Below are 15,035 nucleotides of genomic sequence, written 5' to 3' on the forward strand. Positions count from 1 at the left end.
CGGTGGCGGCAGCGTCGGAGGTGGTCAGCGCAACTGCTGACCGATGCGAATCGACTGCAGACGGTCCTGCGCGGTACGCGCGGCATCGGAGCCAGGATACTTGCCGATCACCTGTTGCAGGGTCTGCTCGGCCTCCTGGACACGCCCTTCGCCGTACTGCGACAAGCCCAGCTTGAGCATCGCGCCAGCGGCCTTGTCGTGCGTCGGATAGCGGCCGATCAGGTCGCGAAACTGGGACTCGGCCAGATCGAAATTCTTGGTGGCGTAATAGCTCTCGCCCAGCCAATACAGGGCGTTGGGCGCATAGACGCCGTTCGGATACTTCTGCAGAAAACTCTGAAACAGGTTCGCCGAATCCGCATATTTACCAGCCTTCAGCGCGTCGAAGGCGAGGTTGTAGCTGGTGCGCTCGTCGCCAGTGGCGGCCAGCATGCCGGCATCGCCATGCAGCGACGGCGGCGGTTCGGAGATGGTCGCCGGCTTTGTCGTCGGCGCGACAGAAGGCGCCACCGCATTGGCCGGAGGGAGCGACGGACTGGCGGCACCAGCTCCCTTCTCGATCTGGTTCAAGCGGCCATCCAAGTCAAGGTACTGGTCCTTGGTCTGCTGCTTGAGTTGCTCGTTGTCGTGTTGCAATTGTTCGATCGTGGCCTGCATCGACTGCATCTGCGTCCGCAGCTGGTTGAGCTGGTTCAGCATGTCGATGTTGCCCTGGGAATTCATCGCCTGCTGCTCGAGCGCGGAAACGCGGTCGGCCAAGCTTGCACGTTGCGCATGAACCGGCGCGGCGACCACAAGGGTCACCGCGACGATCATCGATGTCAGAACACCGATACGCATGCCTTACTGCGCCGTGTAGACAATCTCGACGCGACGGTTCTGCGACCAGCAGGACTCGTTCGATTCGGTGCAAACCGGATGCTCTTCGCCGAAGCTGACAACGGTCAGCTGGGCAGCGGAACCACCATTGGCCTGCAGCGCGGAAAACACGGAGTTGGCGCGACGCTCGCCCAGACCCATGTTGTACTCGCGCGAGCCGCGCTCGTCGGTATTGCCCTGCAAGGTGATGCGCGAGGACGGACGGTCACGCAGGTACTTGGCATGGCAGGCCATGATCGCCTGGAACTCCGGCTTCACGGTGTCCTTGTCCAGATCGAAGTAGACCACACGCTGGCGCAGGCAGGCATCGGTATTCAGATCGCCCGGGCCGTACAGGCCGGAGGTCGACGAACCCGACGGGGTGGTGCTCCCGGTGGTCCCGGTGGTGTCAGTTTGCGGGTGTTCCTTGACCTTCTTCGAGCAGCCGGCCAGGGCTGCGACGGACAACAGAGAAACAAGCAGAACGCGGGTAGTCTTGTTCATGGCGATACCTTTATGGCTCCTGGGCCGATAGGGGGTTCAACAGCGGATATTAACATCAAACTTACATGTCAACGCGCGGTGCGATACGGCGACCAGGACGGTTCACGTACATCGCCATCGGCCAGGACCAGACGCTGGCGGACGCGGGCATCAGCCGAGACCGCATACAGCACTCCACGCCCGCCTTCGCGTGCCGCATACAGCACCATGCTGGCGTTGGGAGCAAAGCTCGGCGACTCGTCCAGCGAGCCGGTGGACAAGGTGCTCCAACGCGGCGCTCCCAGGCTACGGTCCATCATCGCGATCTTGTAACTATTGCCGCTGCCCTGGGCCACGGCGATCTTTTTGCCATCGTAAGACACGCTGGCAGTCGCGTTGTAATTGCCCTGGAATGTGATTCGCGTTGCACTACCGCCCGTCGCCGGCACTTGGTAAATCTGCGGACGGCCGCCACGGTCGGAGGTGAAATAGATACTATTGCCATCCGGCGCCCAGGTCGGCTCGGTATCGATGCCAAAGTTATTGGTCAGCTGGGTCAATTGCTTGCTACCCAGATCCATCACGTAGATCTCCGGGTTGCCACTGCGCGACAGCGTCAGGGCCAACTTTCTGCCGTCCGGGGAGAACGACGGCGCACCATTGATGCCACGGAAGCTGGACACCAACTGACGGGCGCCGGTGGCGATGTCCTGGATATAAATCGAGGAATTGCCATGTTCGAAACTGACGTAGGCTAGTTTCTTGCCGTCCGGGCTCCAGCTCGGCGACAGCAGCGGTTCGGCCGAGCGCACGATGGTCTGCGGGTTGTAGCCGTCCGAATCGGCCACCATCAGCGCATAGCGCATGGCCCCATCCTTGCCGCTGGCAGTGACATAGGCAATGCGTGTCCAGAACGCGCCGCGCACGCCAGTGATTTTTTCGTAGATCGCATCGGCCATTTGATGCGCGACATCGCGCATTGCATTGGCACGGGCGGTCATCGCCAGACCGAGAATGCGCTCGCCCTTGGCCACGTCGAACAGTTCGTATTCGACTCGGTAGGCACCCTCGCCCGCGTCCAGCACGCGACCGACCACCAGGTAGTCCTGTTTGAGTGCGCGCCAGGTGGCGTACTGCACATCGCTACCGCGGGTCGGACGCTCGACCATCTGCGCCTCGGGCAGGTCGCGGAATTGACCGGAGCGGTCAAGGTCGGCGCGCACCACCGCCGCCACGTCGGTGGAAGGTGCGGCGGCCGAGCCTTGGTAAGGCATCGGCACGACAGCAATCGGAGTCGCCGATGCATTCCCGCCCACAATATCGATTTCCAACCCCTTGTCCTGGGCGGACGCAGTCAGGGGCAGCAACAGGGCGATCAGGACGGCAAACCAGCGCGGCAATTTCTTCATGGGTCGCTCAGCGGGGATCAGAAAGGCGCAAGAAATAGCAATGCGCGGGTGAATGTATTCGCAATCATGAACCATCGGCGCGTGAAGCCGATGACAGCACGATGGCGCAGTATCGCCTATCAGGCGCTACGCTGAACGCCATCAACCGCCTAAGCGCGCTTAGGCACAGCGGCGCCCGCTCAGCGATCCTGTGCAGTGAAGTTGAAGGTCAAATCGCGCGTGAACACCGATTCGAACCCGTGATATGGCAGTGGCTGAGCGCGCAGCACCGCGGCCTCGATCGAGCGCCGTCCGGCCTCGTCGTAGGGGCAGTCGGGGCTGACCTTGGCCTCGATCACTTGTCCGCCCACGATCTGCCGGATCGCGATTTTGCACTTCTGCCCCAACGGCACCGAATCCGGCCGCACCCATTGGCTCAGCACCGCCTGTTGAATCGCGGCGGCGTACTTGGCCTGCAAATCGGTGTTGTTGCCGTTCTGGCCCGGCGCCTCTTGCGGGGTGTTCGTGGCCGCTGCCGCGGCTTGCTTGGCGCTCAGGTCGGCGATCTGACGCAGCTTCTGCTGGGTCAGCTGTGCTTCGCGGTCGAGCTTCTCGCGCTGTTTGCGTATCTCGGCGATCTTCTGCTGGCGCTGCTCTTCCTGCTGCGCCGCCAGACGCTGCTTCTGCTCGGCCTCCTGCTGCCGTTTCTGCTCGGTCAGATCGATCTGTTCCTGACGGCGTTTGGCCTCCTGCTCCTGCTTTTCTTTTTCCTGGGAGATCGCGGCGCGGGTGGCGCGCTCCTGGTCCACCTTGTCCGGAACCGGGATGAAATCCTGCGCCTTCTGCTGCTGCGGCGTCGGCGCCTGCTGCGGTTTCGGCACTGGAATCGGCTGTGGCGGCGGCACCGTGTCCTCCTCGGCCACCTGCTTGACTGGCTCCGGTAGCGGTTCCGGCAACGGTTTGGGCGCATCCTGCACTGCTTTTTGCGCCGAGCGCACGTCCGACGCCGAGACCACCAGCGCGGCCTCGACCATCGGCGAGCCGGCCGCCGGCTCCACCTGACGCACCGGCGACCACCACCAGGCAAGGTAGAGCAGCAGCGCGATCAGCACGTGCACCGCCAAGGCCAAGGCGATGCCGAAGATCAGGCCATCGCCGTCGTCTTGGAGACGCGGCGGTCGGGAATCGACGTCAGCGTGCATTGTGTCCCGGCTGACTCATCAGACCGACCTTGGGAACGCCCGCCTGTTGCAGCAGAACCATGGTGTCCATGACCAACTGGTAGTTGGAACTGCCGGGCGCGGCGACGAACACCGGCACGTTCTTGTTCTGGCCGACGAATGCACGAACTTTCGCCTCTAGCTCCGGCTTGGCGATCTTCTCCGGTTTACCGTCCTGCAGGGTCAAGGTGTACTGACCATCGGCATCCACGGTGACGATCACCGGGTCCTTCTTGCTTTCCACCGAGCGCGCGGTGGAATCGGGCAGATCTACGTCCACGCTCAGACTGAGCAAGGGCGCGGTGACCATGAAGATGATCAGCAACACCAGCATCACGTCGATGTAAGGCACGACGTTGATCTCGGATTTGAGTTTGCGGCGCTTGCGGCGGGAAATGGCGGCAGTCATGCGGAAATCCTGGGAGTCGTGGACAGGCGGGCGACGCTCAGTCGCCGCTGGCCTGGCGCTGCAGGATGGAGCTGAATTCCTCCGAGAAGGTCTCGAAGCGTACGGCCAGACGCTCGACCCGAGTGCTGAAGCGGTTGTACGCCCACGCCGCCGGGATCGCCACGAACAAACCGATTGCGGTCGCGAACAACGCCTCGGAAATACCCGGCGCCACGGCAGCGATACCCGCCTGTTGGCCGCTGTTGATCATGTCGTGCATGGTCACCATGATGCCGAACACGGTGCCGACCAGGCCCACGTAGGGAGCGTTGGAAGCGATATTGGCGAGCAATTCAAGATTGCGCTCCAAACGATCCACTTCGCGCGCATAGGTGGCGCGCATCGCCCGCTGCGCACCTTCCAGCTGTATCCGGGCATCGAGATGACGCTTGTCGCGCAGGCGGGCAAATTCGCGAAACCCCGCCTCGAAGATCGCCTCCAGGCCACCGACCACGCGATTGCGATCGGTCGCCCCAGCGTAGAGCTTGCTCAAGTCGGCACCGGACCAGAAGCGGTTCTCGAACGCGTCAGCCTCGCGATTGGCCTGTTTGAACACCCGCCCCTTGCGGAAGATGATGACCCAACTGATCAGCGAGCCGAGCAGCAGCAGCAGCACGATCACCTTGACCGGCAAACTAGCCTTGACCATCAGGTCCAAGTAATTGATACCGCCATGGGCGGCAGTGCTGGCGACGGCCTGCGCGGCGGTCTGGGTCACGTCCTGCGGCAGGGTCTCCACCACTGTGTCCTGCAGGGCCAGAAGCAATGCAATCATCCGTCGTTCCTCAGTGATTCGGCTTGAGTGATTTGAATAGCGTTCAATGCGGCGTACAACACATCGTCGATGGCGCGAGGACGGAAGCTGCCAGCGCCCAGCGCCGCCACCTTCACCTGCGCACGCAACAACAATTCGCCGTCGCGGTGAATCGACTGCGCGAACAGCAGGCTGGCACGCTTGCATTGCGACAGCGCGACGCCCACTTGCAGGGAATCGTCCAGGCGTGCCGGGCGCAGGAAGTCGAGCTGCATCGCGTGCACCGCGAACACCAGATCGTGCTCCAGGCGCAAACGCTCCTGACCGTATCCCAACGCGCGCAGCCACTCCGTGCGCGCACGTTCCAGAAAGGCAACGTAGCGCGCGTGGTAGACCACGCCACCGGCGTCGGTATCTTCCCAGTAGACGCGTGTCGGCCAACTGAATAGAGGCTGGGGCTCGGGGCCAGTGACCCGGGACTCGGTGGTCATGACTGATTCCTTCGCGAGTGTGAAGCGCCGATGGCGGCGTTCATCGCGCTCCTCGTCCGCATCAGAACAACTCCCCCGCGTCACGGGCCTCGGGGCCAGGGTCTCGCTTGGGCTGCAAGCCCAGATGCAGATACGCCTTGTTGGTAGCCATCCGCCCGCGCGCGGTGCGGATCAGATAGCCCTGTTGGATCAGATAGGGCTCGATCACGTCCTCCAGGGTGCCACGCTCCTCAGACAACGAGGCAGCCAGCGACTCGACCCCGACCGGGCCGCCGTCGAAATAGTCGATGATCGTGCGCAGTAGGCGCCGATCCAGTTCGTCGAAGCCTTCGGCATCCACCTTGAGCATCTGCGTGGCCGCCTGCGCAACCGCCAGGTCGATGTGCCCGCCAGCACGCACCTGGGCGAAGTCACGGACCCGCCGCAGCAGGCGATTGGCGATGCGCGGGGTGCCACGCGCGCGCCGCGCGATCTCGGCACAGCCGTCGGCGTCGCACGCGATCCCGAGGATGCCGGCGGAGCGGCGCACGATCCGCGCCAGCTCTTCCGGCGTGTAGAACGCCAGGCGTTGCACGATGCCGAAACGATCGCGCAGCGGCGCGGTCAGCAGGCCCGCGCGCGTGGTGGCGCCGATCAGCGTGAACGGCGGCAGATCGATCTTGATCGAGCGCGCGGCCGGCCCCTCGCCGATCATGATGTCGATCTGGAAATCTTCCATCGCCGGATACAGCACCTCCTCGACCACCGGCGACAGACGGTGGATCTCGTCGACGAACAACACATCGTGCGGCTGCAGATTGGTCAGCAGCGCGGCCAGATCGCCGGCTTTTTCGATGACCGGGCCGGAGGTCACCCGCAGATTGACGCCCAATTCATTGGCGATGACGTGACTGAGCGTGGTCTTGCCCAGTCCGGGCGGCCCGAAGATCAGCACATGGTCCAGCGCCTCGCCGCGCGCCTTGGCCGCTTCGATGTAGATCGACAATTGCTCGCGCACCGGCTGCTGGCCAAGATAATCGTCCAGCCGCTTGGGCCGGATACTGGCTTCGACCGCCTCGTCCTCACCGGTGGCACTGCTGGCGATGATGCGCTCCATCAGCCGCACTCGGGACGTGGAGCACGGGCGCGGGCACAGGCTCCGCCCATCGGGCAGATCATCGACGAACGAACAGTGGCGCTGGCACGGGTCGGCATGCGTCTATTGTAGGCAAGGACTGCGTACGCTGCCGCGTTTGCGCATCCCACGCCCAGGCCACTCAGATCTCCACCTGCGCACCCAACTCCACCAGCCTGTTGCCGGGGATGCGGAAGAAACCCGTGGCGGGGGCGGCATTGCGGTGCATGAGCGCGAACAGCTTGTCGCGCCAGATCGGCATGCCGCGATTGGCACTGGCGACGATGGTCTCGCGGCTGGCGAAATAGGTGGTATCCATCGGATCGAAGTACGTCCCGCCCTGGTCGCAGGAACGCATCAGCGCCAGCGGAACATCCGGAGTCTCCATGAAACCGAAGCGCACATAGACACGGTAGAACTCGTCGCCGATGGCATCCATCTTCAGCCGCTGCTTGGCGGTCGCATATGGTACCGGCAGGGTCTCCACGGTCAGGAAGACGTTGCGCTCGTGCAGCACTTTGTTGTGCTTGAGGTTGTGCATCAGCGCATGCGGCACCACCATCGGGTCGGCGGTGAGGAACACGGCGGTTCCGGGCACGCGCACCGGTGGGGCCAGCATCAACCCGGGCAGGAAGGTATCGAGCTTGATACCGTCCTTGCGGATTTCGTCGTGCAACAGCTTGCGGCCGCGGCGCCAAGTGCGCATCAGGGTGAACAGGATCAGGCCGAGCAACAGCGGGAACCAGGCACCGTCCATGAACTTGATGATGTTGGCGTAGAAAAACGCGCCGTCCACCGTCAGAAACACCAGCGCGAACAACCACAGCAAGGGCGCAGGCACACGCGGATTGGCGCGCGCATAGATGATCATCAGCACCGTCGTGATCAACATGGTACCGATCACGGAGACGCCGTAAGCGGTGGCCAGCGACGCCGAGTCGCCGAAACCGATGACCGCCACCACCACCAACGCCAGTAGGCACCAGTTGACCGCTGGCACGTAGATCTGGCCGATGGTGGAATCGGAGGTGTGGCGAATGTGCATGCGCGGGATATAGCCCAACTGCATGGCCTGACTGGCGACCGAATAGGCGCCGGTGATCAATGCCTGCGAGGCGATCACCGTCGCCGCGGTGGCCAGCACGATCATCGGATACAACGCCCACGCCGGCACGGCCTCGTAAAACGGATTATTCACGGCGGCGGGGTGGCGCAACATCAATGCTCCCTGCCCCAGATAGGTCAGGGTGAGCATCGGCAACACCACGAATTGCCACGAGCGTCGGATCGCTTTGGCGCCAAAATGTCCCATGTCCGCGTATAGCGCTTCGCCACCGGTGACCGCGAGCACCACCGCACCGAGTACGAACACCGCATGCCAATTATGTTCGGCGAAGAAACGCATGCCCCACCACGGATTGAGCGCGTACAGCACTTCCGGCGCCTGCACCAGGTTGTAGACGCCGATTGCGCCCAACGCCACGAACCAGATCAGGGTAATCGGCCCGAACGCCTTGCCGACACGCTCGGTACCGAAGCGCTGCCCCAGAAACAGCACCACCAGCACCAGCAAGGTGATCGGCACGACGAACGGCTGCAGCCGCGGCGCAGCCACTTGCAGGCCCTCCACCGCCGACAGGACCGAAATCGCCGGGGTGATCACACCATCGCCGAAGAACAGCGACGCACCGAAGATCCCGAGAATACCCACAACGTACATGGAGCGCGAACCGGCCGGCAAGGTACGCTGCGCCAGCGCGGTCAACGCCATGATGCCGCCCTCGCCATCGTTGTCGGCGCGCATGATCACCGTGACGTACTTGAGCGTGACCACCAGCATCAACGCCCAGAACACCAGCGAGAGAATGCCCAGCACCGTGTTGTGATCGGGGCTGAGCCCATAGTGCGGCGAGAACGCCTCCTTCAGCGTGTACAGCGGGCTGGTGCCGATATCGCCGAACACCACGCCGATCGCCGTCAGCATCAGGCCGAGGCCCGGTTTGCCATGTGGATCGTGCCCCCCTGGGCGGGAGGCGGAACTTGGAGAGCTGGACATGATCACAGAGTAACGCCAAGACGTGAAGAATACGCGGGGAAAGACGGAGCCACCGACCGATCAGCGAAGCGCCGACTGCAGCGCCTTGCGAATGACCATGGCGACCTCGTCGCCATCGGCGGCGGCCTCGCGCGCCATCTTCGCCGCTTCAGCAGGCTTGTAGCCAAGCTGCTGCAGCGCCGATGTGGCCTCGGAGACCGCATCGGCACCCAGTTGCCCAGTGATCGGTGCGCCGCCGCTGAAGTCCGCCGCGCGGTCGCGCAACTCCACCACCATCCGCTCGGCGGTCTTCTTGCCGATGCCGGGAATACGGGTCAATGCGGTAACGTCGGCGGCGGTGATCAGCCGGGCGAACGCGTCCACGCTAACCCCGGACAGTACCGCCAAGGCGATCTTCGCCCCGATGCCGGTGACCCGTTGCACATCGCGGAACAGGCGCCGCTCGCCCTCGCGCAGGAAACCGTACAACGCGACACTGTCCTCCTTGTGCGCGTAGTGGGTGAACAGGATGACCTCGCGACCGACGTCGGGCAGGTCGTAGAAGGTGCTCATTGGCGCCTCCATTTCGTAACCGACACCGCCGACGTCGATCACCAACCATGGCGGCTGTTTGTAGGCGAGGATACCGCGCAGACGACCGATCATCGTAATACCCCTGCGCAAGGCGCAACGTGCGAATACAGATGCGCAACAGCCAATCGCCGGACCGACAAGAATCGCAGAGCCACCACCGGATCATGCGCTCCCACACCGACCACGTGGCAAGTCGTGTGCCTACCGCCAATGCTCCGGGTGCCGCGATGCTCGCTCATTTTCTACTCCATGCCTGTTGCGTGCCCACGCCCAGGCGTTGCGCAGTGGCGCGCACATGGGCATGGGTGATGGCCACCGCCAGCGCATCGGCGGCGTCGGCCTGCAATTTACCGCTCAGGCTCAACATCAACCCGACCATGTGTTGCACCTGTTGTTTCTCCGCCGCGCCCTTGCCGACAAGAGCCAGCTTGATTTCCTTGGCAGCGTACTCGTGCACCGGCAAGTCGCGCAGCACCACCGCGCAGATCGCCGCACCACGAGCGTGACCGAGTTTCAGCGCCGCATCGGCACTCTTGCCCATGAATACACGTTCGATCGCCACTTCCTGCGGCCGATACTCCTCGATCAGCGCATCGAGTCCGTGCAGCAGACGCTTGAGCCGCTGTGGGAAATCGCCTTCGCCGAGCAACCGCAACGGCGCATGGTAGACGTGCCGGGCACGACCAGCGGCATCCACGTCGATGATGCCCACACCTGTGCGCTGCGAACCGGGATCGATGCCGAGAATGCGAACGTCGCCAGGACTGAAGAGCGGCGACGCAGGCCGCGAAGGGCTTGCCGTGCGAGCACCGGATGCTGGCAGGGCACGCCACGACGACGGCGCATCAGACCTGGGCAACACGCCGTTTCGCCTCCCGCCCACAGGAAGCCCACAGGATCCCGGCGAGCACACCATCAACCCCCGCCACTCAATGCAGCCTGATCCACGTTGGAATAGACGTTTTGCACATCGTCGAGGTCTTCCAGCATGTCCAGCAGCTTGCGCACCTGCGTGCCGGTGTCACTGTCCACCGCGATGTCGTTGTCGGCACGAAAGGTGATGTCGGCATGGTCGGCGACCAAACCGAGCGCGTCCATGGCGTCCTTGACCGTCTGGAACGTGTCCGGCGCGGTCAGTACGTCGATCGCCCCATCCTCGGGATAGACCACGATGTCGTCGGCGCCGGCCTCGATCGCCGCCTCGGTGATTGCTTCCTCGTCGGCACCGGAGGCGAAGCTAAGCACCCCCAAACGCTTGAACATGAAGGCGACGGAACCTTCGGTCCCCAAGTTGCCACCGCACTTGCTGAAGGCATGGCGCACGTCGGCCACGGTGCGGACGCGGTTGTCGGTCAGGCAGTCCACGATCACCGCCACCCCGCCCGGCGCATACCCCTCGTAACGGATTTCTTCGTATTCCACCCCTTCCAGCTCGCCAGTGGCTTTCTTGATCGCGCGTTCGATCACATCCTTGGACATGTTCGAGGCAAGCCCCTTGTCCATCGCCACCCGCAGCCGCGGATTGTTCGACGGGTCGCCGCCGCCAGCGCGTGCGGCAACGCCGATCTCGCGGATGATCTTGGTGAAAATCTTGCCGCGCTTCGCATCGGATGCGTTCTTGCGGGCTTCGATCGAGGGGCCTCTACCCATGGGGCGTTCCGGACATCTGTAAGGACAAGCGGCGGATGTTACTCGATTGCGCTGCCGCGCCCCATTAGATGGACGCCACTCATGCGGAAAAGCGCCCGTCGCGCAGGAACGCCACAACCTGACGCGCCGCCTGCGCAGAGAACAGCAGTCCGCTATGGCTGGCCCGGACCTGGCAATGGTCGCTGAGCCCCGGCACCCAGGTCTCGGCGAGGGCCACGGTACCGTCGGAAAACCGGTCCATTGCGACGAAGTGCTTACCAAGCCCACGCGGCAGCGTTCCAGCGATCGCCCCGACCTGCGCTGCGCCATCCCAACCACGTAGTCCCTGCTGCAGCAACCCGGCGCTGCGCCCCAACACCATACCAAGGCCGCGATACACCAGGGCATGGGCGACGGCACTGCCTGCCAATGGGCTGCCAAGACACACTACCCGGGTCACTGGCAGCGAAGGCGCTTGGCGCAAGGCATGCAGTACGATCAGGCCACCCAGGCTGTGCCCGACCAGGGCCACCGGCCCCGATGCGGCTAGACGCTCGATGCGCGCGTGTAGCCGCAGCAACGCCGTATCGACGCCGCCGAAGACCGTCGAATAGCCGAAACTGGTCACATGGAATCCCTGCCGACGCAGCCGCAGCGCCAATGGCAGCAGGTATGGCCGCGCATTCCAGATCCCATGCAGCAACAGCACCTGCGCACGCATGCTCTCAGCCACCGGTAACGCCGACGCGGCAATAGCTATCGCCTAGAAAACCGCCGCACCGATCCTGGCGCAGGTCGCGAGGCATCGCCTGACCCGGGACGATCGGCCGCACACGCCCAGCGCTACCTTCATTCCATAACCACTTCATGAGCATCGACTAGCTAGGCGGCGACGGCCGGCGCAGGATGAATTCCAGGTCGCGGACCTGACCCACCGGGAATTCGTAAGTCCCGACCTTCTCGAAACCGTAGCGCGCATAGAAGCGCTGCGCACCGAGATTCTCTGACCACACGCCCACCCACAGCGTGCGCGGGCCGTCGCGCTCCAGCCAAGTCAGTGCGGTCTCTAACAGACGACTGCCCCAACCGCTGTTCTGGTAGGCGCGTAGCAGGTACAGCCGCTTCAGTTCGCCGTCGCCGGGGCGTACCTGCGCATGCGGCAACCCGCAGGGGCCGGCGGCTGCATGCCCGATCACCGCGCCATCGTGCTCGACCAACCAGAGCGCATAGTCCGGATGCGTCAACACGAGCCGCGCACGTGCGAGCGAATAAGCCTCGGTCAGAAAGGCGCGCAGTTCCGATTCGGGATAGAGATGACCGAAGGTTTCGCTGAAGGTCGTCGTCGCGATTCGCGTCACCGCCTCGGCATCGTCGAGCCTGGCGCGGCGGATCTGCACCGCTCAGCGCGCCGCGTGTTCTGCGTCGGAGGCTTCGTCGTCGCCTTCCTCTTCCTCGCCCTCTTCGTCTTCGTCGTATTCCTCCTCTTCGTCTTCATCTTCCTCGTATTCGTAATCGTCTTCGCCGAAGTCCTCGCCGTCCCAGCGGCCCTCCGGGTCCTCTACGAAGGCCAGCGGCGCATTAGCACCGTTACCCACTCGCACCAGCCATCCGCCGAATACGCGCGCGCGCTGGGTGACGATGGCATCCACTGCACCCTCATTGCCGAGGGTTTCCCACTCCAAGTTGAATGCGTTCTCGCTCATGTGACTCTCTTTCGCTAAGGCGGGGGGATGGATAAAGAAAACTACAGCGCGCGCGGCCGCACCTGCACGTGCACCTCGGCCAACTGGGTGTCGGCGATCGGCGACGGCGCATCGGTCATCAGATCCTGCGCGCCGGTGGTCTTGGGGAACGGAATCACGTCGCGAATCGACTCGGTACCGGCCATCAATGCCGCGATACGGTCGATGCCGAAGGCAATGCCGCCGTGCGGTGGCGCGCCGTAGTTCAACGCATCGAGCAGGAAGCCGAACTTGGCCCGCGCCTCCTCAGCGCCGATGCCCAGCAGTTCGAACACCGCGCTCTGCATGTCCGGACGGTGGATACGGATCGAACCGCCGCCGATTTCGTTGCCGTTGAGCACCATGTCGTAGCCACGCGACACGGCGGTCTTGGCATGTGCGCGCAACGTGGCGATATCGTCCACCGCTGGCGCGGTGAAGGGGTGATGCAGGGCCACGTAGCGCTGCGCCTCCTCGTCCCATTCGAACATCGGAAAATCGGTGACCCACAGCGGACGCCAGCCCACGGCGATCAGACCGAAGTCCTTGCCAGCCTTCAGCCGCAATGCCCCCATGAAATCGGACACCTTGGTGTAGGCACCAGCGCCGAAGAACACGATGTCGCCGCGACCGGCACCGACATGGGCAAGCAGCGCGTCGAACGCGGCCCCGTCGAAGAATTTCTGGATCGGCGAACTGATCTCGCCACTGTCGGCGATCTTGACGTAGGCCAGGCCCTTGGCACCGTACTTGGCGGCATGCGCGGCGTACTCGTCGATCTGCTTGCGCGACAGGCTGGCACCGCGCGGAATCCGCAACGCGGCGACGCGGCCATCGGGATCGTTGGCCGCGCTGGAAAACGCCGCGAAATCGCAGGCCTTGACCTGTTCGGCGACGTCCACCAGCTCAAGGTCGATGCGCAAGTCCGGCTTGTCCGAGCCGTAACGGCGCATCGCCTCGGCCCAGGTCATGCGCGGGAAGCCGGCATCCAGCTCGACATCGACGACGTCCTTGAAGATAGTGCGGACCATCGCCTCCACGAAGTCCTGCACGTCGCGCTCGCGCACGAAGGCGAACTCCATATCGAGCTGAGTGAATTCGAGCTGACGGTCGGCGCGCAGCGCCTCGTCGCGGAAGCAGCGCGCGATCTGGTAATAACGATCGAAGCCAGCCACCATCAGAATCTGCTTGAACAACTGCGGCGACTGCGGCAAGGCATAGAACTCGCCTGGGTGCATGCGTGCCGGAACCAGAAAGTCGCGCGCGCCTTCCGGGGTGGCCTTGGTCAGAATCGGCGTCTCAATGTCTTGGAATCCGCGCTCATCAAGGTAGCGGCGCAGCGCCTGCACCAGCTTGATACGGGTGCGCTGCATGCGCTGCATCTCCGGACGGCGCAGGTCGAGATAACGGTACTTCAACCGGGTCTCTTCGCCCGGATTTTCATGTGCGTGGAACGGTAGCGGCGCGGCTTTATTGAGTACGCTGATGGCGCTAGCGATCACTTCGACCTTGCCGCTGCGCAGCTTGTCGTTGACCGCGTGGCGAGCACGCACCACGCCCTCGACCTGCAGGACATCCTCGTAACCCAGACTGGCGGCGACCTTGAACACCTCGGCGTTCTCCGGCTCCACCATGATTTGGACGATGCCCTCGTGATCGCGCAGATCGATGAAACACACACCGCCGAGATTACGCGCGACATCGGTCCAGCCGGCCAAGGTGACGGTTTGGCCGATCAGCGTCTCATCGACCAGGCCGCAAAAGTGGGTACGCATCGCAAGCTCCAAGCAAGGGGGCGACCAGCGCAGAAGGCACCGGCAAGCCGGATATTCTGCGGTGCCGCGCCGGCCCGGGCAAATCGCCGTTGGCGCAGCCGGCCTTGGTAAGAAGCACAGGTCGTCAGCAGTGTCACACCCACGCTACGTTTGGCTGACAACCGCCTGGCGAAACGCTGCGGCGTCCTAGGGCGCCGCCGGTTTGGCCGGAGCCGCAGGTGCCGACGCTGGGCTCGACGCCGCAGCCGCTGGCTTAGGCGCGGCCTCGGAGGCCGCTGCGGGCTTCGTCTCGCCACCGCTCTCGGATCCGACCAGATTGCGCTTCTTTTCGCCGTCCTTCTTGAAATCGGTCTCGTACCAGCCACTGCCAGACAAGCGAAACGCCGGGGCGGTGAGCTGACGTTTAACCGCAGATGCGGCGCAGGCCGGACAGACTTCCGGATCAGGATCGGACAACTTCTGCAGACGATCGAAAGTGTGACCGCACGCAGCACATTGGAACGCATAAATCGGCATGGCGGCAAA

17 protein-coding genes are annotated in these 15,035 nt (G+C 63.7%); all 17 read right to left on the reverse strand.

Translation table 11 applies throughout. The features are described from left to right. Nucleotides 1–24 precede the first annotated feature (24 nt). Nucleotides 25–840, reverse strand: coding sequence for a tol-pal system protein YbgF (ybgF, locus tag XaFJ1_RS11750; protein ID WP_045756984.1), 816 nt, complete (start codon nt 838–840; stop codon nt 25–27). A gap of 3 nt (nt 841–843) precedes the next feature. Further along, complete coding sequence (gene pal / locus XaFJ1_RS11755) at nt 844–1,362, reverse strand: peptidoglycan-associated lipoprotein Pal (protein WP_012916896.1); 519 nt, start codon at nt 1,360–1,362, stop codon at nt 844–846. A 68-nt stretch (nt 1,363–1,430) separates the two neighbouring features. Continuing rightward, on the reverse strand, nt 1,431–2,750 hold the full coding sequence (gene tolB, locus XaFJ1_RS11760) for a Tol-Pal system beta propeller repeat protein TolB (protein WP_012916897.1): 1,320 nt from the start codon (nt 2,748–2,750) through the stop codon (nt 1,431–1,433). Nucleotides 2,751–2,929: 179 nt separating this feature from the next. After that, a complete protein-coding gene (gene tolA / locus XaFJ1_RS11765; protein ID WP_012916898.1) occupies nt 2,930–3,931 on the reverse strand; it encodes a cell envelope integrity protein TolA in 1,002 nt (333 codons plus the stop codon). Then, entirely contained in the window at nt 3,921–4,358 is a 438-nt protein-coding gene (gene tolR, locus XaFJ1_RS11770; protein ID WP_012916899.1) for a protein TolR, read from the reverse strand. Before tolR ends, tolA begins: the two co-directional genes overlap by 11 nt. A 37-nt stretch (nt 4,359–4,395) precedes the next feature. Further along, complete coding sequence (tolQ, locus tag XaFJ1_RS11775) at nt 4,396–5,172, reverse strand: protein TolQ (RefSeq protein ID WP_012916900.1); 777 nt, start codon at nt 5,170–5,172, stop codon at nt 4,396–4,398. Next, nucleotides 5,169–5,642, reverse strand: a complete 474-nt coding sequence (gene ybgC / locus XaFJ1_RS11780) for a tol-pal system-associated acyl-CoA thioesterase (RefSeq protein ID WP_012916901.1) — start codon at nt 5,640–5,642, stop codon at nt 5,169–5,171. The genes tolQ and ybgC overlap by 4 nt, the downstream gene beginning before the upstream one ends. A gap of 61 nt (nt 5,643–5,703) precedes the next feature. Further along, nucleotides 5,704–6,738, reverse strand: a complete 1,035-nt coding sequence (ruvB, locus tag XaFJ1_RS11785) for a Holliday junction branch migration DNA helicase RuvB (RefSeq protein ID WP_045756985.1) — start codon at nt 6,736–6,738, stop codon at nt 5,704–5,706. 160 nt (nt 6,739–6,898) lie between these two features. Further along, the gene (locus XaFJ1_RS11790; RefSeq protein WP_012916903.1) at nt 6,899–8,812 is read right to left on the reverse strand and encodes a potassium transporter Kup; all 1,914 of its coding nucleotides are present in this window, start codon (nt 8,810–8,812) and stop codon (nt 6,899–6,901) included. Nucleotides 8,813–8,872: 60 nt separating this feature from the next. Next, nucleotides 8,873–9,457, reverse strand: coding sequence for a Holliday junction branch migration protein RuvA (gene ruvA, locus XaFJ1_RS11795; protein ID WP_012916904.1), 585 nt, complete (start codon nt 9,455–9,457; stop codon nt 8,873–8,875). Between the two features lie 163 nt (nt 9,458–9,620). After that, entirely contained in the window at nt 9,621–10,133 is a 513-nt protein-coding gene (gene ruvC, locus XaFJ1_RS11800; RefSeq protein ID WP_045757374.1) for a crossover junction endodeoxyribonuclease RuvC, read from the reverse strand. A 167-nt stretch (nt 10,134–10,300) separates the two neighbouring features. Continuing rightward, nucleotides 10,301–11,035 carry a YebC/PmpR family DNA-binding transcriptional regulator gene (locus XaFJ1_RS11805; protein WP_012916906.1) on the reverse strand — a complete coding sequence of 245 codons (735 nt, stop codon included), beginning with the start codon at nt 11,033–11,035 and terminating at the stop codon, nt 10,301–10,303. Nucleotides 11,036–11,114: 79 nt separating this feature from the next. Then, nucleotides 11,115–11,735, reverse strand: a complete 621-nt coding sequence (locus XaFJ1_RS11810; protein ID WP_012916907.1) for an esterase/lipase family protein — start codon at nt 11,733–11,735, stop codon at nt 11,115–11,117. Between the two features lie 157 nt (nt 11,736–11,892). After that, nucleotides 11,893–12,411: a GNAT family N-acetyltransferase gene (locus XaFJ1_RS11815; protein WP_012916908.1), complete on the reverse strand. Its 519-nt coding sequence runs from the start codon at nt 12,409–12,411 to the stop codon at nt 11,893–11,895. A gap of 3 nt (nt 12,412–12,414) precedes the next feature. Continuing rightward, nucleotides 12,415–12,717 carry a hypothetical protein gene (locus tag XaFJ1_RS11820; protein ID WP_045756986.1) on the reverse strand — a complete coding sequence of 101 codons (303 nt, stop codon included), beginning with the start codon at nt 12,715–12,717 and terminating at the stop codon, nt 12,415–12,417. A gap of 41 nt (nt 12,718–12,758) precedes the next feature. After that, the gene (aspS, locus tag XaFJ1_RS11825; protein WP_012916909.1) at nt 12,759–14,510 is read right to left on the reverse strand and encodes an aspartate--tRNA ligase; all 1,752 of its coding nucleotides are present in this window, start codon (nt 14,508–14,510) and stop codon (nt 12,759–12,761) included. Nucleotides 14,511–14,696: 186 nt separating this feature from the next. Beyond that, nucleotides 14,697–15,026 carry an FmdB family zinc ribbon protein gene (locus XaFJ1_RS11830; RefSeq protein ID WP_012916910.1) on the reverse strand — a complete coding sequence of 110 codons (330 nt, stop codon included), beginning with the start codon at nt 15,024–15,026 and terminating at the stop codon, nt 14,697–14,699. Nucleotides 15,027–15,035 lie beyond the last annotated feature (9 nt).

The organism is Xanthomonas albilineans (genome assembly GCF_009931595.1).
Taxonomy (GTDB): Bacteria; Pseudomonadota; Gammaproteobacteria; order Xanthomonadales; family Xanthomonadaceae; genus Xanthomonas_A; species Xanthomonas_A albilineans.